This window comes from Pseudomonas sp. ChxA, from assembly GCF_030263855.1.
GTDB lineage: Bacteria > Pseudomonadota > Gammaproteobacteria > Pseudomonadales > Pseudomonadaceae > Aquipseudomonas > Aquipseudomonas fluorescens_CB.
On the sequence record NZ_JARPMK010000001.1, the window covers coordinates 2,870,424 to 2,890,751 of the forward strand.

The window sequence follows — 20,328 nt, forward strand, 5'->3', positions numbered from 1 at the left end:
GGACAGTCGGGCAACGAAATGGGGCGCGTATCATACATGAAAAAATCCGCCGGTCCGTCGCCAACTGACCGGCGTATTACGCGTGAGGCTATAAAAAAAGCGGGTTGCTGCGACTTATTCGTTGCGCATCAACGGGTAAAGCTCTTTGAGCAATTTGCGTCGGCTGATCACCAACTGCCAGCGATGACCGCCCAACTGGCGCCACAACCGCGCCGAACGAATACCGGCCAGGAGCAGGGCGCGGATTTTCGAGGCGTTGTTCGGTTGCTGCAGGTTGCGCATGTCGCCGTGCACCTGGATGCGTTGGCGCAAGGTGCTCAAAGTGTCCTGATACAGCGCACCACAGGCGGCAATCACGTTTTCGTGGGCCGGGCCGAAGTGTTCCACCTGGGACTGAATCTGCGGCAGGCGTTTGCCGATGGTTTCGAGCATGTCGTCGCGCTTGGCCAGTTGCCGCTCAAGGCCGAGCATCGACAGGGCATAGCGCAGCGGCTCACGTTGCAAGGTGTTCGGGTCGCGCTCCAGGGCGCCGATCAGCGCGCGGTAGCCTTCACGCAGCGCCAGGTCGTCGCCGCCGTACACTTCCAGGGTGTCCTTGGGGTCGCGGATCAGCAGGCTGCCGAGCATGCAGGTCAGGCCTGCTTCGGTCACCTGGCCGGTCTTGGCGATCTTGTCGACCAGCACGGCGGCGAGGAAAACCCCACCGAGTGCCGTCAATTGCTCCTGGGTCGGGCTCATGCCGGGTTGCTCCAGGCTTCGGCAACTTCAATCACGCCGCCGCCCAGGCAGATTTCGCCGTCATAGAACACCACCGATTGGCCAGGCGTGACCGCGCGTTGCGGGTCATCGAAGGTGGCGCGGTAGCCGGTAGCGGTTTTTTCCAGGGTGCAGGGCTGGTCGCTCTGGCGATAGCGCACTTTGGCGGTCAGGCGGCGTGGCGTGTTCAGGTCGATCGGGTTGACCCAATAGATCTCCGAAGCCAGCAGCGCGCCCGAGAACAGCAGCGGGTGTTCGTTGCCCTGGCCGACCACCAGCACGTTGTTTTCCAGGTCTTTGACCAGCACGTACCACGGCTCTTCGCCGGCGTCTTTAAGGCCGCCGATGCCCAAGCCCTGACGCTGGCCAATGGTGTGGTACATCAAGCCATGATGGCGACCTATCACGTCACCGTCGGTGGTTTTGATTTCGCCAGGTTGCGCCGGCAGGTATTGCTTGAGGAAGTCGCTGAAGCGGCGCTCGCCGATAAAGCAGATCCCGGTGGAATCCTTTTTCTTGGCGGTGGCCAGGCCGTGTTTTTCGGCGATCTTGCGCACTTCGGGCTTTTCCAGTTCGCCGACCGGGAACAGGGTCTTGGCGATCTGTTCACCGCCGACGGCGTGCAGGAAGTAGCTCTGGTCCTTGTTCGGGTCCAGGCCTTTGAGCAGCTCGGTGCGGTTGTCGACGTCGCGACGGCGTACGTAGTGGCCAGTGGCAATCAGGTCGGCACCGAGGATCATCGCGTAGTCGAGAAACGCCTTGAACTTGATTTCGCGGTTACACAGGATGTCCGGGTTCGGCGTGCGGCCGGCCTTGTATTCGGCCAGGAAGTGCTCGAACACATTGTCCCAGTACTCGGCGGCGAAGTTGGCGGTGTGCAGCTTGATGCCAATCTTGTCGCACACGGCCTGGGCGTCGGCCAGGTCGTCCATGGCGGTGCAATATTCCGTTCCATCGTCTTCTTCCCAGTTCTTCATGAACAGGCCTTCCACCTCATAACCCTGCTCCATGAGCAGAACGGCGGAAACGGAAGAATCCACGCCGCCGGACATACCGACGATGACGCGCTTCTTTTGTGTGTCAGAAGGGGCTGGATCACGCATAGGGTTTCAACGGGTGTCTTGAAAAAGGACGCGATTCTAACAGGCTCACGCCCGCAAGGCTAAAGAGAAGGGCGGATCAATTCGAGGCTATGGCGCTGGCCGGCCAGATAATCATCGATACAGCGGATGATCAACTCGCTGCGCCAGTCGTCGCGCAAGGCCATCAGCTCCTCACGGCTCAGCCAGCGAGCGCGGACGATGCCTTCATCGAGTTGGTAGTCCGGGTGGTGTTTCAGTGCCTTGGCGGTAAAGCACACGCGCTGGTACGTCACGCCATTGCTGGGGGCGGTGTACAGGTAGATGCCGACAATGCCGGTGGCTTCGACGTCCCAGCCGGTTTCTTCCAGGGTTTCGCGCACGGCGGCTTCGGTGAGGGTTTCATGCGGGTCCAGATGGCCGGCCGGCTGGTTGAGCACGGCGCGGCCGCCCTTGAGTTCCTCAACCATCAGGAAGCGGCCGTTGTCTTCGACGATGGTGGCGACGGTGATGTGGGGTTGCCAGGTCATAAGTGCCTCAATGTGTAATGACTGAAGAAACTCGTTCAGTGTGGGAGCTGGCTTGCCTGCGATAGCAGTCTGTCAGTTGACCCAGATGCAGCTGAACCACCGCTATCGCAGGCAAGCCAGCTCCCACAATTGATTGGGGTTGTTCAATGAAATCGGGGGCGCAAACAGAAACCCCGGCACATGGCCGGGGCTTCTTTGCATCCTTACAACCTTACTTCAACTTGGCAATTGCCGCGTTGAGGGTGTTGCTTGGGCGCATGGCTTTGCTGGTCAGCTCCGGGTTCGGCGCGTAGTAGCCGCCGATGTCCACTGGCTTGCCCTGTACGGCGTTCAGCTCGGCAACGATGGTTGCCTCGTTGTCGGTCAGGGTCTTGGCCAGTTCGCCGAACTGCGCTTGCAGTGCAGCGTCTTCAGTCTGGGCGGCCAGGGCTTGAGCCCAGTACAGTGCCAGGTAAAAGTGGCTGCCGCGGTTGTCGATGTTGCCGACTTTGCGCGATGGCGATTTGTTGTTGTCCAGGAACTGGCCGGTGGCTTGGTCCAGGGTTTTGGACAGTACCAGGGCTTTCGGGTTGTTGTAGGTGACACCCAAATGCTCAAGGGATGCGGCCAGGGCCAGGAACTCGCCCAGGGAATCCCAGCGCAGGAAGTTCTCTTCAACCAGTTGCTGCACGTGTTTCGGAGCCGAACCGCCAGCGCCGGTTTCGAACAGGCCACCACCGTTCATCAGTGGCACGATCGACAGCATCTTGGCGCTGGTGCCCAGTTCCATGATCGGGAACAGGTCGGTCAGGTAGTCACGCAGTACGTTACCGGTTACCGAGATGGTGTCCAGGCCCTTGCGGGTGCGCTCCAGGGTGAATTTCATCGCGTCGACCGGCGACATGATGCGGATGTCCAGGCCTTCGGTGTTGTGGTCTTTCAGGTAGGCCTGAACTTTCTCGACCACCACGCCATCGTGCGCACGCTGTGGGTCCAGCCAGAAGATGGCCGGGGTGTTGCTGGCGCGAGCACGGTTGACGGCGAGTTTGACCCAGTCCTGGATCGGCGCGTCTTTGGTCTGGCACATGCGGAAGATGTCGCCGGCTTCGACAGCCTGTTCCATCAGCAAGGTGCCCTTGCTGTCGGTGACGCGGACCACGCCGTCAGCCTTGATCTGGAAGGTCTTGTCGTGGGAACCGTACTCTTCGGCTTTCTTGGCCATCAGGCCAACGTTTGGCACGCTGCCCATGGTGGTTGGGTCGAAAGCGCCATTGGCCTTGCAGTCTTCGATGACGGCTTGGTAGATGGTGGCGTAGCAGCGATCCGGGATCACCGCCTTGGTGTCGTGCAACTGGCCGTCGGTGCCCCACATTTTGCCGGAGTCACGGATCATGGCCGGCATTGAGGCGTCGACGATCACGTCGCTCGGCACGTGCAGGTTGGTGATGCCTTTATCGGAGTTGACCATCGCCAGGGAAGGGCGAGCGGCGTAGACCGCCTGAATGTCAGCTTCGATCTGCGCTTGCTGCTCGGCTGGTAAAGCCTTGATGCGAGCGTACAGGTCGCCGATGCCGTTGTTCAGGTTGAAGCCGATCTGCTCAAGCACGGTAGCGTGCTTGGCCAGGGCGTCTTTATAGAACTCGGCAACGATCTGGCCGAACATGATCGGGTCGGAGACCTTCATCATGGTCGCTTTCAAGTGCACCGACAGCAGTACGCCTTGCTTCTTGGCGTCTTCGATTTCAGCGGCAATGAACGCGCGCAGGGCTTTTTTGCTCAGCACGGCGGTGTCGATGATTTCGCCGGCTTGTACCGAGGTTTTTTCTTTCAGGACGGTCGCAGTGCCGTCTTTGGCGATCAGCTCGATCTTCACGGCGTCAGCGGCTTCGATCTGCACGGCTTTTTCGCTGCCGTAGAAGTCGCCGTTGCTCATGTGTGCGATGTGCGACTTGGAGTCAGCAGCCCAGGCGCCCATTTTGTGCGGGTGCTTGCGTGCGTAGTTCTTGACCGACAGCGGTGCACGGCGGTCGGAGTTGCCTTCGCGCAGTACCGGGTTCACGGCGCTGCCCTTGACCTTGTCGTAACGTGCACGGGTTTCTTTTTCCGCGTCGGTGGTTACGGTTTCCGGGTAGTCCGGCAGGGCGTAGCCCTGGGCCTGCAGTTCCTTGATCGCCGCTTGCAGCTGCGGGGTCGAGGCGCTGATGTTAGGCAGCTTGATGATGTTGGCTTCAGGCGTAACGGCCAGGTCGCCCAGTTCGGCGAGGTGGTCCGCGATAGCCTTGGTACCCAGTTGCTCGGGGAAGCTTGCGAGGATGCGCGCGGCCAAGGAAATGTCGCGGGTTTCCACAGCAATATCAGCGGAAGCGGTGAAGGCCTCTACGATAGGCAGCAGTGAATAGGTGGCGAGGGCTGGGGCTTCGTCGGTGAAGGTGTAGATGATCTTCGAGCGGGTGGGCATATTCGGATTAACTCTCTTCTTTGCTGAAAGCGTGCGCAGAAACTCGAGATGCGCCGGGTGGAGCGCGTTCGTTCAAAGTCATCCATGAGCGAAATGTCGAGGTTTCTTCGCGGTGATGTTGGGTTGCATCAGTCGAGCGTCAAGCGGGTGGACTATTGTATTAGTCCTGCTTTGTAGCGGAAGGCTTTGTTCTAGAGCGGTCCGCCGTCGTGACTCTTTGGTCAGCGGCGGCATTATACATAGGTCGCTATGCTTACGCCGAGCCTTCATACAAAAGGTGTGTCGTCCATTGGTCTAAAGGTCGCAGGGTACAAAGCGCGGCGAGCGCCGCACGATGTGCTCAAGATTGGCGATTTTGCCTTTGCTTTCAGGCTTGTAGGCGACAAATTATGCTGTTTTCGATGCAAATGAGCATGGCGTGAGGTTTCAGTCGCCATTTATCTGGAGTAGGCTCGAACGCAGCCAGATGTTCAATCCATAGATGGAGTTCAGCATGGGATACAAGAAGATTCAGGTTCCGGCAGTCGGCGACAAAATCACCGTCAATGCAGACCATTCTCTCAATGTTCCTGACCAACCGATCATCCCTTATATAGAAGGCGACGGTATTGGCGTCGACATCAGCCCGGTGATGATCAAGGTGGTCGACGCAGCTGTTGAAAAGGCTTACGGCGGCAAACGCAAAATCTCCTGGATGGAGGTGTATGCCGGCGAGAAGGCGACTCAAGTCTACGACCAGGACACCTGGCTGCCCCAGGAAACCCTGGATGCGGTTAAGGATTACGTGGTTTCCATCAAAGGCCCGCTGACCACGCCGGTTGGCGGCGGCATCCGTTCGCTGAACGTGGCCCTGCGTCAGCAGCTCGATTTGTATGTATGCCTGCGCCCAGTGCGCTGGTTTGAAGGCGTGCCCAGTCCGGTCAAGAAGCCGGGCGACGTGGACATGACCATTTTCCGTGAAAACTCCGAAGATATTTACGCCGGGATCGAGTGGAAAGCCGGTTCGCCGGAAGCCATCAAGGTGATCAAATTCCTCAAGGAAGAAATGGGTGTTACCAAGATCCGTTTTGACCAGGACTGCGGCATTGGCGTCAAGCCTGTTTCCAAGGAAGGCACCGAGCGCCTGGCGCGCAAAGCCCTGCAATATGTAGTGGATAATGACCGTGATTCACTGACCATTGTGCACAAAGGCAACATCATGAAGTTCACCGAGGGTGCCTTCAAAGAGTGGGCGTACGGTATTGCCGAAAAAGAATTTGGCGCGACCCTGCTCGACGGTGGCCCATGGATGCAGTTCAAAAACCCGAAAACCGGCAAGAATGTGGTAGTCAAGGATGCCATTGCCGACGCCATGCTCCAGCAGATTCTGCTGCGTCCGGCGGAATATGACGTGATTGCCACGCTTAACCTCAATGGTGACTACCTGTCTGACGCGCTGGCGGCGGAAGTAGGCGGTATCGGCATTGCGCCGGGGGCCAACCTCTCCGACACCGTGGCAATGTTCGAGGCCACCCACGGTACTGCGCCTAAATATGCAGGCAAGGATCAGGTCAACCCGGGTTCGTTGATCCTGTCAGCGGAAATGATGCTGCGGCACATGGGCTGGACTGAAGCGGCGGATTTGATTATCAAGGGCACCAATGGTGCGATTTCGGCGAAGACCGTGACCTATGATTTTGAGCGTTTGATGGACGGCGCCAAGCTGGTGTCGTCGTCGGGCTTTGGTGATGCGTTGATTTCGCATATGTAAATTGAGGCCATTAAAAAGCCGGCCATTCTGACGAGTCAGGGTGGCCGGCTTTTTATCGGTCTTTACCTCGAAAACTGATCAGGCTGGTTGTTTCTTTTTTGATTGATCAGGCTGATCTGCCTTGAGTATTGTTTCATGCGTTTGGTCGTGGGCTGTTGCGGGTGTGGCCGAGCAAGCGGCGCAGATTGCGACAGCATGCATGCCTTTGGGGCCCTGAATAATTTCAAACACTACTTCTTGGCCCGCCTTCAGCGTCTTGTAACCCTCCATGGTAATCGCTGAATAATGCGCGAAGAGGTCTTCTCCGGAATTTCCATCCGCATTGATGAACCCATAGCCCTTGGCATTGTTAAACCATTTGACCTTGCCACTGATCTTGACGCCAGACATACCCATATCCCTCTGCACCAGACTCCATCACTGGAGTATCATCCAGTTTATCCGTCCTAACCCGAATAAATAAGGTTGACTGCGCGGACCTTTTTTACCCACTGTGGGTTCTATTGGTTGTAACACCGTTTCGCCGATAGTCAAGGTGACCAACCGGTCAGTAGTTGAAAATCTGACAGGTCGCCCCCACCACTGTATTTGAACCACTGACGAACCTTTCTTTCCATGCATGCAAACAGCCAGATTCGACTAACATTCAATCAGGATCGCCCGGATCAGGAACACGATGACGACGGTTCTGCAGGCATTGCTGTCCAGGAGGCGAAGCCTGCTCTACAGGCGCCGCCGATGTACAAGGTGGTTTTGTTTAATGATGACTACACACCGATGGATTTCGTCGTCGAAGTGCTCGAGGTGTTTTTTAACCTGAACCGCGAGCTGGCGACCAAGGTAATGCTGGCCGTTCACACAGAAGGACGGGCAGTATGTGGAGTGTTTACCCGTGACATCGCCGAGACAAAGGCCATGCAGGTCAACCAGTACGCCAGGGAAAGCCAGCATCCGCTACTCTGTGAAATCGAGAAGGACGGTTAACGCCGACCACTTGGGTATGAGGTGAAGCTATGTTAAACCGCGAGCTCGAAGTCACCCTCAATCTTGCCTTCAAGGAGGCCCGTTCGAAGCGTCATGAATTCATGACCGTCGAGCACCTGCTGCTGGCACTTTTGGATAACGAAGCTGCCGCCACCGTTCTACGTGCGTGCGGCGCCAACCTCGACAAACTCAAGCATGACCTGCAGGAGTTTATCGACTCCACTACGCCACTGATCCCCGTGCATGACGAGGACCGTGAGACCCAGCCAACCCTGGGCTTCCAGCGGGTATTGCAGCGTGCTGTCTTCCACGTACAGAGCTCCGGTAAGCGTGAGGTCACGGGCGCCAATGTGCTTGTGGCGATTTTCAGCGAGCAGGAAAGCCAGGCAGTGTTCCTGCTCAAGCAGCAGAGCGTTGCCCGTATTGATGTCGTCAACTACATCGCCCACGGTATCTCCAAGGTGCCAGGGCACGGCGATCATTCCGAGGGTGAGCAGGATATGCAGGACGACGAGGGCGGTGAGTCTTCTTCTTCGGGCAATCCACTGGATGCCTATGCCAGCAACCTTAACGAATTGGCGCGCCAAGGGCGGATCGATCCGCTGGTGGGGCGTGAGCTTGAGGTTGAGCGTGTAGCGCAGATCCTCGCGCGTCGTCGCAAGAACAATCCGTTGCTGGTGGGCGAGGCGGGCGTGGGTAAAACCGCGATTGCCGAAGGCCTGGCCAAGCGCATCGTTGATAACCAGGTGCCTGATCTGCTGGCCAACAGCGTCGTCTACTCCCTTGACCTGGGCGCGCTGCTCGCCGGGACCAAGTACCGTGGCGATTTCGAGAAGCGCTTCAAGGCGCTGCTCGGCGAGCTGAAAAAACGCCCGCAGGCGATCCTGTTTATCGATGAAATCCACACCATCATTGGCGCCGGAGCGGCGTCCGGTGGGGTAATGGACGCCTCCAACCTGCTCAAGCCGCTGCTGTCGTCGGGTGATATCCGCTGCATCGGTTCGACCACGTTCCAGGAATTTCGCGGCATCTTCGAAAAAGACCGTGCCCTGGCGCGGCGCTTCCAGAAAGTTGACGTGTCTGAGCCTTCGGTTGAAGACACCATTGGCATCCTGCGTGGCCTCAAGGGGCGCTTCGAGGCGCACCACGGCATCGAGTACACCGATGAAGCCTTGCGCGCCGCTGCTGAACTGGCATCGCGCTACATCAATGACCGGCATATGCCGGACAAGGCCATCGATGTAATCGACGAGGCGGGTGCCTACCAGCGCCTGCAGCCGGTCGAGAAGCGTGTGAAACGCATCGACGTGCCTCAAGTCGAGGACATCGTGGCGAAGATCGCGCGTATTCCGCCTAAGCACGTCAACAGTTCCGACAAGGAGCTGCTGCGTAACCTGGAGCGCGACCTCAAGCTCACGGTGTTTGGTCAGGATGCGGCTATCGACGCGCTGTCCACCGCGATCAAGCTCTCGCGTGCGGGCCTCAAGTCGCCGGATAAACCGGTCGGCTCGTTCCTGTTCGCAGGCCCGACCGGCGTCGGTAAGACCGAAGCGGCGCGGCAATTGGCCAAGGCCATGGGCATTGAGCTGGTGCGTTTCGACATGTCCGAATACATGGAGCGCCACACCGTGTCGCGCCTGATCGGCGCACCTCCGGGCTATGTCGGGTTCGACCAGGGCGGCTTGCTGACCGAAGCCATCACCAAGCAGCCGCACTGCGTGTTGCTGCTCGATGAAATCGAGAAGGCTCATCCGGAAGTCTTCAACCTGCTGCTGCAGGTCATGGACCACGGCACCCTGACCGACAACAACGGGCGCAAGGCGGACTTCCGCAACGTCATCGTGATCATGACCACCAACGCCGGCGCTGAAACCGCCGCGCGGGCCTCCATCGGCTTTACCCATCAGGACCACTCGTCTGATGCGATGGAAGTGATCAAGAAGAGCTTTACGCCGGAGTTCCGCAACCGTCTGGACACCATTATCCAGTTTGGTCGCCTCAGCCATGAGGTCATCAAAAGCGTGGTGGACAAGTTCCTTACCGAGCTTCAGGCGCAGTTGGAAGACAAGCGCGTGCAGCTCGACGTAACGGACGCGGCGCGCAACTGGCTGGCCGAAGGCGGCTACGACTCGGCAATGGGCGCTCGCCCAATGGCGCGTCTGATCCAGGACAAGATCAAGCGGCCGTTGGCCGAAGAGATCCTGTTTGGCGAGCTTTCCGACCATGGTGGCGTGGTGCATATCGACCTGAAGGATGGCGAGCTGACCTTCGAGTTCGAAACCACGGCCGAAATGGCCTGATAGCTGATCGCAACACAACAAAAAGGCGCCGAAAGGCGCCTTTTTGCTATCTCGAGAATGCAGTGGTCAAAACGCTGGTGGTCAACTGTGGGAGCTGGCTTGTCTGCGATGGCATCAACTCGGTGTGCCTGATGTACCGAGGTGCCTGCATCGCAGCGGTGCGACGATTCGACAAGCCAGCTCCCACAGAAAAGCAGCTCTTCAGTGTATGCAAATCCGCTTTTCGCTTTTCGCTTTTGATCTAACCACTCAGGTCGGCTTTCAGGCCGCCGTGCTGTAGATCTTGATCTTGATCTGCTTTTGATCTGAGACGCCCCGTTAACCACGATGGCCGGAGTGAGGGCGTGCCGAGCCTAAGCGAGGCACAGAGTGGTGGGGCGAGGACCTTTTGGTTACTTTTGACTGGGCCGGCATTCCGGTCCTTGCAAAAGTGACCCGCTGTAAGAGCGGAACCAATAGAAGCCGTTACCGCAGCAACGGATATGTACACCCCCACTGCGACGATGAAACACCCCAGCTCCCAATATTTGTGTAGATACCTGTGCTGCGATAACGGTAGGTCAGCATCAAGATACGCCAACAGAAAGGCCGCTATCGCAGGCAGGCCAGCTCCCACATCGAACACAGAGTGATTGGACAAATCCCGCACACACAAAAACGCCCGGCATAACCGGGCGTTTTGTATTGACTTGCTTAACGAGCGCGGTAAGTGATGCGCCCTTTGCTCAAGTCATAGGGCGTCAGCTCGACGCGCACTTTGTCACCGGTAAGAATACGAATGTAGTTCTTGCGCATCTTGCCGGAGATATGCGCGGTTACGACGTGCCCATTTTCCAACTCCACACGAAACATGGTGTTGGGCAGGGTGTCGACGACAGTGCCTTCCATTTCGAAGCTGTCTTCTTTCGACATGCAGTAAAGCCCTCGGTATCCAGTGAATGGCCCGGTGCAACTGCGCCAGGCAAAAGCGGCGTGCATTGTGCCCGAAAAAGGGTGTTTAAGCCAAGGGGTTCTAGTTAAGCGTTACCCATCTTTGATTAATCAGTAGCTCAATGGGCCGATATTGGGTCTTGTAGTTCATCTTTTTGCAGTTCTTGATCCAGTATCCGAGGTACACCGCCTCCAGTTCCAGGCGCGCGGCTTCACCGATTTGCCACAAAATCGCAAAGCGCCCAAGACTGCGGCGTTCTTCGGCCGGCTCATAGAAGGTGTAGACCGCCGACAGGCCGTTGGGCAGCAGGTCGGTCACCGCCACCGCCAACAGGCGGCCGTCCAGGCGGAACTCATAGAAGCGCGAGAAGGGCAGGTCGCGCACCAGGAAGGTCGAAAACTGATCACGGCTGGGCGGGAACATATCGCCGTCCGCATGGCGTTGCTCAATGTAGCGCTGGTAAAGATCGAAATATTCTTCGCTGTACTGCGGCTTGGTGGCCGTGACCGTCAGGTCGGCGTTACGTTTGAGAATGCGTTTCTGGTTGCGGTCCGGCAAAAACTGCGCAACCGGGATGCGTGCAGGCACGCACGCATTGCAATTCTGGCAATGGGGCCGGTACAGATGATCGCCACTGCGCCGAAAACCCATCTCTGAGAGGTCGGCATACACATGCACGTCCATCGGCTGGCTGGGGTCGAGGAACAGTGTGGTGGCCTGCTCGTCAGGCAGATAGCTGCAAGAGTGGGCTTGAGTGGCATAAAACTTCAAGCGCGCCAGCTCGGTCATGATCAACCCTCGGGATAAGCTTTGAAATAAGTGTAAGCCAGGTACGCGGAAGTCGCTTAGGAAACCCACGGGCCAGAGCTGGGTTGGTCTAAATGGTTACGCAGGAAGCCGGCAAATTCGCTGCGCGGTATGGCGCGGGCGCCGAGGCTGTGCAGGTGATCATTGGGCATCTGGCAGTCGATCAGTACAAAACCCCAGGCCTGCAACTGACGGGTCAGCGTAGCAAAGCCGAACTTGGAGGCGTTGTCGGCGCGGCTGAACATCGATTCGCCAAAAAACAACTGGCCCATTGCCAGGCCATACAAGCCGCCGACCAGCGTGCCGTCATCCCATACTTCGACGGAATGCGCGTAGCCGCGCTGGTGCAGCTCCAGGTAGGCGCTTTGGATGCCTTCGGTGATCCAGGTGCCGTCGGCATAAGCGCGGGGCGCGGCGCAGGCCTGGATGACGGCAGCGAAGTCCTGGTCAAAGGTCACGCTATAACGCTGCTGGCGCAGCAGTTTGCCCAGGCTGCGTGACACGTGCAGCTCGTCGGGGAATATCACCGTGCGCGGGTCTGGCGACCACCAGAGGATCGGCTGGCCGTCGGAGAACCACGGGAAGCAGCCGTGGCGGTAGGCCTGGATCAGTCGCTCGGCCGACAGGTCGCCACCGGCGGCCAGCAGGCCATTGGGTTCGCGCATGGCTTTGGCCAGCGGCGGGAAAGTCAGGGAATCGCGTTGTAACCAGGTCAGCATGGCATCCAGGCTTACGGTAGGGGAGGGGAGCGGCAGGTATGACGCCTGCCGCATGTGGGGTGATTATTGTCGACAAGGCGCTGTGGGGCCAGCCCGAATCGGGCATCGGCGCGCAATAGCGTTAACGGGTGTTTCTGCAACTCTGCCGCGCAGGCGCGGTCGTAATCGGGTCTGGGCGATGCAGGCCAATTGCCAAGCTTGTCTACTTTGATAAAAACAGCGCATAAGCCTTTGTCAGCAAAGACAATGCATGCTCAAATTGAACAGGCTGTGACACATCTTCTGTCCAGGCCTGCGGGTGAGGGCAAGTACGTGGCATCGCCGACGCAAACCCGTACAATGCGGGCATTGTGGCGTTATCGCCCTTTCACCTGTTCATCACCCAATGTTAAAAGTAGTTTCAGCGACATTCGTTCATTTTTCAGCTGCTCGGATTGAGCAGTGTGCAGTCATTCAACAGATGGACGCGCTAAAGGCGCAGGAATAGACCCGTTTTGAAGAAATCCGCCGCAACACCTAAAGCAGCAGTCGTGCCGGCCTGGCGCCAGCACCTGCATTACCGACTCAAGGAAGGCGCGCTGATCGCTATTGGCGCGCTGTGCCTGTTCCTGATGATGGCCTTGCTGACCTATGGCAAGGACGATCCGGGCTGGAGCCACAACAGCAAGATCGAAGACGTGCAGAACTTCGGCGGCCCCGCCGGTTCCTACAGCGCCGATATCCTGTTTATGGTGCTGGGTTACTTCGCGTATATCTTCCCGCTGTTGCTGGCGATCAAGACCTGGCAGATCTTCCGCCAGCGTCACGAACCGTGGCAATGGAGCGGCTGGCTGTTCTCCTGGCGCCTGATCGGCCTGGTGTTCCTGGTGCTGTCCGGCGCGGCGCTGGCGCACATTCATTTTCATGCACCTACCGGCCTGCCGGCGGGCGCGGGCGGGGCGTTGGGCGAAAGCCTCGGCGACCTGGCGCGCAAGACCCTGAACATCCAGGGCAGCACTTTGATGTTTATCGCGCTGTTCCTGTTCGGCCTCACCGTGTTCACCGACCTGTCGTGGTTCAAGGTGATGGACGTGACCGGCAAGATCACCCTCGACCTGCTCGAATTGTTCCAGGGCGCCGCCAACCGTTGGTGGTCGGCCCGTGTCGATCGCAAACGCATGGTCGCGCAACTGCGTGAGGTGGACACCCGCGTTAACGAAGTGGTGGCCCCGAGTACGCCGGACCGCCGCGAGCAAGCCAAGGTCAAGGAACGCTTGATCGAGCGCGAGCAGGCCCTGAGCAAGCACATGTCGGACCGCGAGAAGCAGGTGCCGCCGGTGATTGCCCCGGCACCGCCCAAGGCGCCGGAACCAAGCCATCGTGTGCAGAAAGAGAAGCAGGCGCCGTTGTTTGTCGACAGCGCCGTCGAAGGCACTCTGCCGCCGATCTCGATTCTCGACCCGGCCGAAAAGAAACAACTCAATTATTCCCCGGAGTCCCTGGCGGCTGTCGGCCACCTGCTGGAAATCAAGCTCAAGGAGTTCGGCGTCGAAGTCTCGGTGGATTCGATCCACCCAGGCCCGGTGATTACTCGTTACGAAATCCAGCCGGCAGCGGGCGTCAAGGTCAGCCGTATCTCCAACCTGGCCAAAGACTTGGCCCGCTCCCTGGCCGTGACCAGTGTGCGTGTGGTGGAAGTGATACCCGGCAAGACCACCGTCGGCATCGAGATTCCCAACGAAGATCGTCAGATCGTGCGCTTCTCCGAAGTGCTCTCGACCCCGGAATACGACAACTTCAAATCGCCGGTCACCCTGGCCCTCGGTCACGACATCGGTGGCAAGCCGGTGATCACCGACCTGGCGAAAATGCCGCACCTGCTGGTGGCCGGTACCACCGGTTCCGGTAAGTCGGTGGGCGTGAACGCGATGATCCTGTCGATCCTGTTCAAGTCTGGCCCGGATGACGCCAAACTGATCATGATCGACCCGAAGATGCTCGAACTGTCGATCTACGAAGGCATCCCGCACCTGCTGTGCCCGGTGGTAACCGACATGAAGGACGCCGCCAACGCCCTGCGCTGGAGCGTCGCCGAGATGGAGCGCCGCTACAAGCTGATGGCGAAGATGGGCGTGCGTAACCTGTCGGGCTTCAATGCCAAGGTCAAGGAAGCCCAGGACGCCGGTACACCGCTGACCGACCCGCTGTATAAGCGCGAAAGCATTCACGACGAAGCGCCGCTGCTGACCAAGCTGCCGACCATCGTGGTGGTGGTCGACGAGTTTGCCGACATGATGATGATCGTCGGCAAGAAGGTTGAAGAACTGATCGCGCGTATCGCCCAAAAGGCGCGTGCGGCCGGTATTCACTTGATCCTCGCGACCCAACGGCCGTCGGTGGATGTGATCACCGGCTTGATCAAGGCCAACATTCCAACGCGGATGGCGTTCCAGGTCTCCAGCAAGATCGACTCGCGCACCATCATCGACCAGGGTGGCGCCGAGCAACTGCTGGGCCACGGTGACATGCTGTACATGCCGCCCGGCACCAGCCTGCCGATTCGAGTTCACGGTGCTTTTGTGTCCGATGACGAAGTACACCGCGTGGTTGAAGCCTGGAAATTGCGTGGCGCGCCGGAATACAACGACGACATCCTTGCGGGCGTGGAAGAGGCCGGCAGCGGCTTTGACGGCGGCAGCGGTGGTGGCGACGATGATGCTGAAACCGACGCCCTCTATGACGAAGCCGTGGCCTTCGTGCTCGAAAGCCGCCGCGCCTCGATCTCTGCGGTGCAGCGCAAGCTGAAAATCGGCTACAACCGCGCCGCGCGCATGATCGAGTCGATGGAAAATGCTGGCGTCGTCACCCCAATGAACACCAACGGTTCGCGCGAAGTCATCGCCCCCGGGCAGATGCGCGACTGACCACGTGCCGTGTGGCAGCACGCGGCTCGCCCTGACTACTCAATGAGGATTCCCATGCGCTTTATCCGCATGCTGTTGTTGCCGGCACTGGCCCTGACTGCTGTTTCGGCCCACGCTGATCCGGCCTCCGTGGCCAGCCTGACCAACCTGTTGGACAAATCCAAGACCCTGACCGCGCGCTTCTCGCAGTTGACCCTGGATGCCGGTGGCACCCAGTTGCAGCAAACCGAAGGCGAAATGGCCGTGCAGCGCCCTGGGCTGTTCTACTGGCACACCGAAGGCAAGGCCGAGCAGACCATCGTTTCCGATGGCCAGAAGGTCACCCTGTGGGACCCGGACCTGGAGCAGGCGACCATCAAGAAGCTCGACCCGCGCTTGAACCAGACGCCGGCGCTGCTGCTGTCGGGCGATGTCTCGAAGATCAACGACAGCTTCGATATCACCTCCAAGCAAACCAGCAACGTGATCGAGTTCACCCTCAAGCCCAAATCCAAGGACACGCTGTTTGACAGCCTGAACCTGTCGTTCGGCAACGGTGTGATCAACAACATGCGCCTGATCGACAGCGTCGGCCAGCGCACCGATATCCTGTTCTCCGGCGTCAAGGCTAACCAGCCGGTGGACGCATCCAAGTTCAAGTTTGTCATCCCCAAGGGTGCCGACGTGATCCAGGAATAAATTAGAGGTTTCAAACGCTGCCCATGGATTTGTTTCGAAGTGACCCGATTGCTCAGCCCCTGGCGGCGCGCTTGCGCTCGACCAACCTGGATGAGTACGTCGGGCAGGAACACCTGCTCGCTCGCGGCAAGCCTCTGCGCGAAGCCCTGGAGCAGGGTGCGCTGCACTCGATGATTTTCTGGGGGCCGCCGGGCGTGGGTAAAACCACCCTGGCGCGGCTGCTGGCAAAAGTCTCGGATGCACACTTCGAAACAGTCTCGGCGGTGCTGGCCGGGGTCAAAGAGATTCGCCAGGCGGTAGAAGTCGCCAAGCAACAGGCCGGGCAGTACGGCAAGCGCACCATCCTGTTCGTCGACGAAGTGCATCGCTTCAACAAGTCGCAGCAGGATGCTTTTTTGCCGTACGTTGAAGATGGCACGCTGATTTTCATTGGCGCGACCACCGAAAACCCTTCGTTTGAACTCAACAATGCCTTGCTCTCGCGAGCGCGTGTCTATGTGCTCAAGAGCCTGGACGAAGCGGCGATGCAAAAGCTGCTGCATCGGGCTCTGAGCGAAGACAAGGGCTTGGGCAAGCGCCAGCTGAGTGTCAGCGAAGAAGGTTTCAAAATTCTGCTGGCAGCCGCCGATGGCGATGGCCGGCGCTTTCTGAACCTGTTGGAGAACGCCTCGGACTTGGCCGAAGACGGCCACGAGATTGGCGTCGACCTGCTGCAAAGCCTGCTTGGCGACACGCGCCGTCGGTTCGACAAAGGCGGCGAAGCCTTCTACGACCAGATCTCGGCACTGCACAAATCCGTGCGCGGCTCCAACCCCGACGGCGCGTTGTACTGGTTTGCGCGCATGATCGACGGCGGCTGCGACCCGCTGTACCTGGCGCGCCGCGTGGTGCGCATGGCCAGCGAAGATATCGGCAACGCTGACCCGCGCGCCCTGAGCCTGTGCCTGGCCGCCTGGGATGTGCAGGAGCGCCTGGGCAGTCCGGAAGGCGAGCTGGCCGTGGCCCAGGCCATCACTTACCTGGCCTGCGCGCCAAAAAGCAACGCGGTGTACATGGGCTTCAAATCCGCCCTGCGTGCCGCTGCCGAATACGGCTCCCTCGAAGTGCCGATGCACCTGCGCAACGCGCCAACCAAACTCATGAAACAGTTGGGTTATGGCGACGAATACCGCTATGCCCACGATGAGCCGGACGCCTACGCGGCCGGCGAAGACTACTTCCCCGATGAGCTTGAGCCCTTGCCGCTTTATCAGCCGGTGCCCCGTGGCCTGGAGCTGAAAATCGGTGAAAAGCTCAATCATCTGGCCCAACTCGACCGGCTCAGCCCAAAACAGCGGAGAAAGTAGTGCTCAAGACCATTCTTGCCGTGTCCGCTGCGGGCATCGCTGGTACATTATTGCGTTTCGCCACTGGCACTTGGGTCAGCGCCAATTGGCCGAAGCATTTTTATGCGGCGACCCTGGCGGTCAACCTGGTGGGTTGCCTGATTATCGGCCTGTTGTACGGCTGGTTCCTGTTGCGCCCCGAAGTGCCGATTGAGGTTCGCGCCGGCTTGATTGTCGGCTTTGTAGGCGGTCTTACGACCTTTTCATCCTTTTCACTGGATACGGTGCGCCTGCTGGAAAGCGGGCAAGCTTTGGTAGCCTTCGGTTACCTGGGCATCAGCGTGTTCGGCGGGCTGCTCGCCACCTGGGCTGGCCTGTCCTTGACCAAACTTTGATAAACGAGAGACCGACATGCTCGATTCCAAACTGTTACGTAGCAACCTTCAGGACGTAGCGGACCGCCTGGCATCCCGTGGCTTTGCCTTGGATGTTGCGCGCATCGAAGCGCTGGAAGAACAGCGCAAGACCGTCCAGACCCGCACCGAAGCACTGCAGGCTGAGCGTAATGCACGTTCCAAATCCATCGGTCAGGCCAAGCAGCGTGGCGAAGACATCGCGCCGTTGATGGCGGACGTCGAGCGCATGGGCACCGAGCTGTCCGACGGCAAAGTCGAGCTGGAAGGTATTCAGACCGAGCTGGATTCGATCCTGCTGGGCATCCCGAATATTCCGCACGAATCCGTGCCGATTGGTGAAGACGAAGACGGCAACGTCGAAGTGCGCCGTTGGGGCACGCCAAAAGCCTTTGATTTCGAGATCAAGGACCACGTTGCGTTGGGCGAACTGACCGGCGGCCTGGATTTCGAAACCGCCGCCAAAATGTCCGGCGCACGCTTTGCTTTGCTGCGCGGCCCGATTGCGCGCATGCACCGTGCTTTGGCGCAGTTCATGATCAACCTGCACACCGCTGAACACGGCTACGAAGAGGCCTACACGCCTTACCTGGTGCAGGCGCCGGCGCTGATGGGCACCAGCCAACTGCCGAAGTTCGAAGAAGACCTGTTCAAGATCAGCCGTGACGGCGAAGCCGACCTGTACCTGATCCCGACCGCCGAAGTGTCGCTGACCAATATCGTCGCGGGCGAAATCCTCGATGCCAAGCAGCTGCCGATCAAGTTCGTGGCCCACAGCCCGTGCTTCCGTAGCGAAGCCGGCGCTTCGGGCCGTGACACGCGCGGCATGATCCGCCAGCACCAGTTCGACAAAGTTGAAATGGTGCAGGTTGTTGAGCCGTCTACCTCCATGGAAGCCTTGGAAGGCCTGACCGCCAACGCCGAGCGCGTGCTGCAGCTGCTGGAGCTGCCGTACCGCGTACTGGCGCTGTGCACCGGCGACATGGGTTTCAGCGCCGTGAAGACCTACGACCTCGAAGTATGGGTGCCGAGCCAGGACAAATACCGCGAGATTTCGTCGTGCTCCAACTGTGGTGATTTCCAGGCCCGTCGCATGCAGGCGCGTTTCCGTAACCCGGAAACCGGCAAGCCGGAACTGGTACACACGCTTAACGGTTCGGGCCTGGCCGTAGGCCGTACGCTGGTAGCCGTGCTGGAAAACTACCAGCAGGCCGACGGTTCTATCCGTGTGCCGGAAGTGCTCAAGCCGTACATGGGCGGCGTTGAGGTCATCGGCTAAATGGAATTTCTGCCGCTGTTTCATAACCTGCGCGGCAGTCGTGTGTTGGTCGTCGGTGGCGGGGAGATTGCCTTGCGCAAATCCCGGCTGCTGGCCGATGCCGGTGCGTTGCTGCGGGTGGTTGCTCCCCAGATCGAAGACCAGTTGCGAGAACTGGTGCTGGGCAGTGGCGGGGAACTGATTTTGCGCGGTTATCAGGAGGCTGACCTTGACGGTTGCGTGCTGATTATCGCGGCCACGGACGACGAACCGCTGAACGCGCAAGTGTCCAGCGATGCCAAGCGTCGTTGCGTACCGGTCAATGTGGTGGACGCGCCAGCCTTGTGCAGCGTGATCTTCCCGGCGATTGTCGACCGTTCACCCTTGGTGATTGCGGTGTCCAGCGGCGGCGATGCGCCGGTGCTGGCGCGTTTGATCCGCGCCAAGCTGGAAACCTGGATTCCGTCAACCTATGGCCAATTGGCCGGTTTGGCGGCGCGTTTTCGCGCCCAGGTCAAAGGTTTGTACCCGGATGTGCAGCAGCGTCGGGCCTTTTGGGAAGAAGTGTTCCAAGGCCCGATTGCCGATCGTCAATTGGCCGGGCAGGGCGATGAAGCTGAGCGTCTGTTGATCGAAAAGGTCAACGGCGCGCCGCCGCACGCGCCGGGCGAGGTCTATCTGGTGGGTGCAGGCCCAGGTGACCCGGACTTGCTGACCTTCCGCGCCTTGCGCCTGATGCAGCAAGCCGATGTGGTGCTGTATGACCGCCTGGTGGCCCCGGCGATTCTTGAGCTGTGCCGCCGTGATGCCGAACGCATCTATGTCGGCAAGCGTCGCGCCGACCATGCCGTGCCGCAGGATCAGATCAACCAGCAACTGGTGGATCTGGCCAAGCAGGGCAAGCGCGTGCTGCGACTCAAAGGTGGCGATCCGTTCATCTTCGGCCGTGGCGGCGAAGAGATCGAGGAACTGGCGGCCCATGGCATCCCGTTCCAGGTGGTGCCGGGGATTACGGCGGCCAGCGGTTGCGCGGCGTATGCGGGGATTCCGCTGACGCATCGTGACTATGCGCAGTCGGTGCGCTTTATCACCGGGCATTTAAAGAACGGGACGTCGGACCTGCCTTGGCATGATCTGGTGGGGCCGTCGCAAACGTTGGTGTTCTACATGGGCCTGATCGGCTTGCCGATCATCTGTGAGCAACTGATCAAGCACGGGCGCGCGGCGGATACACCGGCGGCGTTGATCCAGCAAGGCACCACGTCCAACCAGCGCGTGTTTACTGGCACGCTGGCGGACTTGCCACGCATGGTGGCGGAGCATGAAGTGCATGCGCCGACACTGGTGATTGTCGGTGAAGTGGTGGTGTTGCGCGAGAAGCTCAAATGGTTTGAAGGCGCGCAATCCCAGGTCTGACATCGCCGCTGTGGTGAGTGATCTAAATGTGGCGAGGGAGCT

General features: G+C 59.3%; 17 protein-coding genes. 9 read left to right on the plus strand and 8 right to left on the minus strand.

The window, feature by feature from the left end; translation table 11 throughout:
- Positions 1–114 precede the first annotated feature (114 nt).
- The 4 genes from hflD to P5706_RS12900 form a co-directional block, all read right to left on the minus strand.
- The gene (gene hflD / locus P5706_RS12885; protein WP_200431833.1) at positions 115–738 is read right to left on the minus strand and encodes a high frequency lysogenization protein HflD; all 624 of its coding nucleotides are present in this window, start codon (positions 736–738) and stop codon (positions 115–117) included.
- The gene (gene mnmA / locus P5706_RS12890) at positions 735–1,859 is read right to left on the minus strand and encodes a tRNA 2-thiouridine(34) synthase MnmA (RefSeq protein WP_285679468.1); all 1,125 of its coding nucleotides are present in this window, start codon (positions 1,857–1,859) and stop codon (positions 735–737) included. Before mnmA ends, hflD begins: the two co-directional genes overlap by 4 nt.
- A gap of 59 nt (positions 1,860–1,918) precedes the next feature.
- A complete protein-coding gene (locus tag P5706_RS12895; RefSeq protein ID WP_200431831.1) occupies positions 1,919–2,365 on the minus strand; it encodes an NUDIX hydrolase in 447 nt (148 codons plus the stop codon).
- A gap of 211 nt (positions 2,366–2,576) precedes the next feature.
- A complete protein-coding gene (locus P5706_RS12900) occupies positions 2,577–4,802 on the minus strand; it encodes an NADP-dependent isocitrate dehydrogenase (RefSeq protein ID WP_285679469.1) in 2,226 nt (741 codons plus the stop codon).
- Positions 4,803–5,295: 493 nt separating this feature from the next.
- Here P5706_RS12900 and icd point away from each other — a divergent pair, with 493 nt between their 5' ends.
- Entirely contained in the window at positions 5,296–6,552 is a 1,257-nt protein-coding gene (icd, locus tag P5706_RS12905) for an NADP-dependent isocitrate dehydrogenase (RefSeq protein ID WP_095015619.1), read from the plus strand.
- 78 nt (positions 6,553–6,630) lie between these two features.
- On the opposite strand, the gene P5706_RS12910 is transcribed toward icd, so the two are convergent.
- Positions 6,631–6,948, minus strand: coding sequence for a cold shock domain-containing protein (locus P5706_RS12910; protein WP_274598026.1), 318 nt, complete (start codon positions 6,946–6,948; stop codon positions 6,631–6,633).
- 219 nt (positions 6,949–7,167) lie between these two features.
- Between P5706_RS12910 and clpS the strand changes: the two genes are divergently transcribed.
- Positions 7,168–7,536 carry an ATP-dependent Clp protease adapter ClpS gene (clpS, locus tag P5706_RS12915; RefSeq protein WP_005789091.1) on the plus strand — a complete coding sequence of 123 codons (369 nt, stop codon included), beginning with the start codon at positions 7,168–7,170 and terminating at the stop codon, positions 7,534–7,536.
- A gap of 29 nt (positions 7,537–7,565) precedes the next feature.
- Complete coding sequence (gene clpA / locus P5706_RS12920; RefSeq protein ID WP_200431828.1) at positions 7,566–9,836, plus strand: ATP-dependent Clp protease ATP-binding subunit ClpA; 2,271 nt, start codon at positions 7,566–7,568, stop codon at positions 9,834–9,836.
- A gap of 693 nt (positions 9,837–10,529) precedes the next feature.
- On the opposite strand, the gene infA is transcribed toward clpA, so the two are convergent.
- The 3 genes from infA to aat all read right to left on the minus strand — a co-directional run bounded on the left by infA (position 10,530) and on the right by aat (position 12,293).
- Positions 10,530–10,748: a translation initiation factor IF-1 gene (gene infA / locus P5706_RS12925; protein WP_002553999.1), complete on the minus strand. Its 219-nt coding sequence runs from the start codon at positions 10,746–10,748 to the stop codon at positions 10,530–10,532.
- A gap of 100 nt (positions 10,749–10,848) precedes the next feature.
- The gene (locus tag P5706_RS12930; RefSeq protein WP_017137504.1) at positions 10,849–11,556 is read right to left on the minus strand and encodes an arginyltransferase; all 708 of its coding nucleotides are present in this window, start codon (positions 11,554–11,556) and stop codon (positions 10,849–10,851) included.
- A 56-nt stretch (positions 11,557–11,612) separates the two neighbouring features.
- Positions 11,613–12,293 (minus strand): leucyl/phenylalanyl-tRNA--protein transferase, encoded by a 681-nt coding sequence (gene aat / locus P5706_RS12935; RefSeq protein WP_285679470.1) that lies wholly within the window; start codon positions 12,291–12,293, stop codon positions 11,613–11,615.
- A 494-nt stretch (positions 12,294–12,787) separates the two neighbouring features.
- On the opposite strand from aat, the gene P5706_RS12940 reads away from it, so the two are divergent.
- From P5706_RS12940 to cysG, 6 genes are read left to right on the plus strand one after another with little or no spacing between them, the layout of a single operon-like run.
- Positions 12,788–15,196 (plus strand): DNA translocase FtsK, encoded by a 2,409-nt coding sequence (locus P5706_RS12940; protein WP_138814953.1) that lies wholly within the window; start codon positions 12,788–12,790, stop codon positions 15,194–15,196.
- Positions 15,197–15,250: 54 nt separating this feature from the next.
- Positions 15,251–15,874, plus strand: coding sequence for an outer membrane lipoprotein periplasmic chaperone LolA (gene lolA, locus P5706_RS12945; RefSeq protein WP_017137501.1), 624 nt, complete (start codon positions 15,251–15,253; stop codon positions 15,872–15,874).
- Positions 15,875–15,897: 23 nt separating this feature from the next.
- Complete coding sequence (locus P5706_RS12950) at positions 15,898–17,220, plus strand: replication-associated recombination protein A (RefSeq protein ID WP_017137500.1); 1,323 nt, start codon at positions 15,898–15,900, stop codon at positions 17,218–17,220.
- The gene (crcB, locus tag P5706_RS12955; RefSeq protein WP_017137499.1) at positions 17,220–17,594 is read left to right on the plus strand and encodes a fluoride efflux transporter CrcB; all 375 of its coding nucleotides are present in this window, start codon (positions 17,220–17,222) and stop codon (positions 17,592–17,594) included. The genes P5706_RS12950 and crcB overlap by 1 nt, the downstream gene beginning before the upstream one ends.
- Before the next feature lie 16 nt (positions 17,595–17,610).
- On the plus strand, positions 17,611–18,891 hold the full coding sequence (gene serS, locus P5706_RS12960) for a serine--tRNA ligase (RefSeq protein WP_017137498.1): 1,281 nt from the start codon (positions 17,611–17,613) through the stop codon (positions 18,889–18,891).
- Complete coding sequence (cysG, locus tag P5706_RS12965; RefSeq protein WP_285679471.1) at positions 18,892–20,286, plus strand: siroheme synthase CysG; 1,395 nt, start codon at positions 18,892–18,894, stop codon at positions 20,284–20,286.
- Positions 20,287–20,328: the final 42 nt, after the last annotated feature.

What these genes read in the sequence shown, in the direction of transcription:
- hflD (WP_200431833.1), bottom strand. Translation starts at nt 738, where the DNA reads ATGAGCCCGACCCAGGAGCAATTGACGGCACTCGGTGGGGTTTTCCTC.
- mnmA (WP_285679468.1), bottom strand. Translation starts at nt 1,859, where the DNA reads ATGCGTGATCCAGCCCCTTCTGACACACAAAAGAAGCGCGTCATCGTC.
- P5706_RS12895 (WP_200431831.1), bottom strand. Translation starts at nt 2,365, where the DNA reads ATGACCTGGCAACCCCACATCACCGTCGCCACCATCGTCGAAGACAAC.
- P5706_RS12900 (WP_285679469.1), bottom strand. Translation starts at nt 4,802, where the DNA reads ATGCCCACCCGCTCGAAGATCATCTACACCTTCACCGACGAAGCCCCA.
- icd (WP_095015619.1), top strand. Translation starts at nt 5,296, where the DNA reads ATGGGATACAAGAAGATTCAGGTTCCGGCAGTCGGCGACAAAATCACC.
- P5706_RS12910 (WP_274598026.1), bottom strand. Translation starts at nt 6,948, where the DNA reads ATGGGTATGTCTGGCGTCAAGATCAGTGGCAAGGTCAAATGGTTTAAC.
- clpS (WP_005789091.1), top strand. Translation starts at nt 7,168, where the DNA reads ATGCATGCAAACAGCCAGATTCGACTAACATTCAATCAGGATCGCCCG.
- clpA (WP_200431828.1), top strand. Translation starts at nt 7,566, where the DNA reads ATGTTAAACCGCGAGCTCGAAGTCACCCTCAATCTTGCCTTCAAGGAG.
- infA (WP_002553999.1), bottom strand. Translation starts at nt 10,748, where the DNA reads ATGTCGAAAGAAGACAGCTTCGAAATGGAAGGCACTGTCGTCGACACC.
- P5706_RS12930 (WP_017137504.1), bottom strand. Translation starts at nt 11,556, where the DNA reads ATGACCGAGCTGGCGCGCTTGAAGTTTTATGCCACTCAAGCCCACTCT.
- aat (WP_285679470.1), bottom strand. Translation starts at nt 12,293, where the DNA reads ATGCTGACCTGGTTACAACGCGATTCCCTGACTTTCCCGCCGCTGGCC.
- lolA (WP_017137501.1), top strand. Translation starts at nt 15,251, where the DNA reads ATGCGCTTTATCCGCATGCTGTTGTTGCCGGCACTGGCCCTGACTGCT.
- P5706_RS12950 (WP_017137500.1), top strand. Translation starts at nt 15,898, where the DNA reads ATGGATTTGTTTCGAAGTGACCCGATTGCTCAGCCCCTGGCGGCGCGC.
- serS (WP_017137498.1), top strand. Translation starts at nt 17,611, where the DNA reads ATGCTCGATTCCAAACTGTTACGTAGCAACCTTCAGGACGTAGCGGAC.
- cysG (WP_285679471.1), top strand. Translation starts at nt 18,892, where the DNA reads ATGGAATTTCTGCCGCTGTTTCATAACCTGCGCGGCAGTCGTGTGTTG.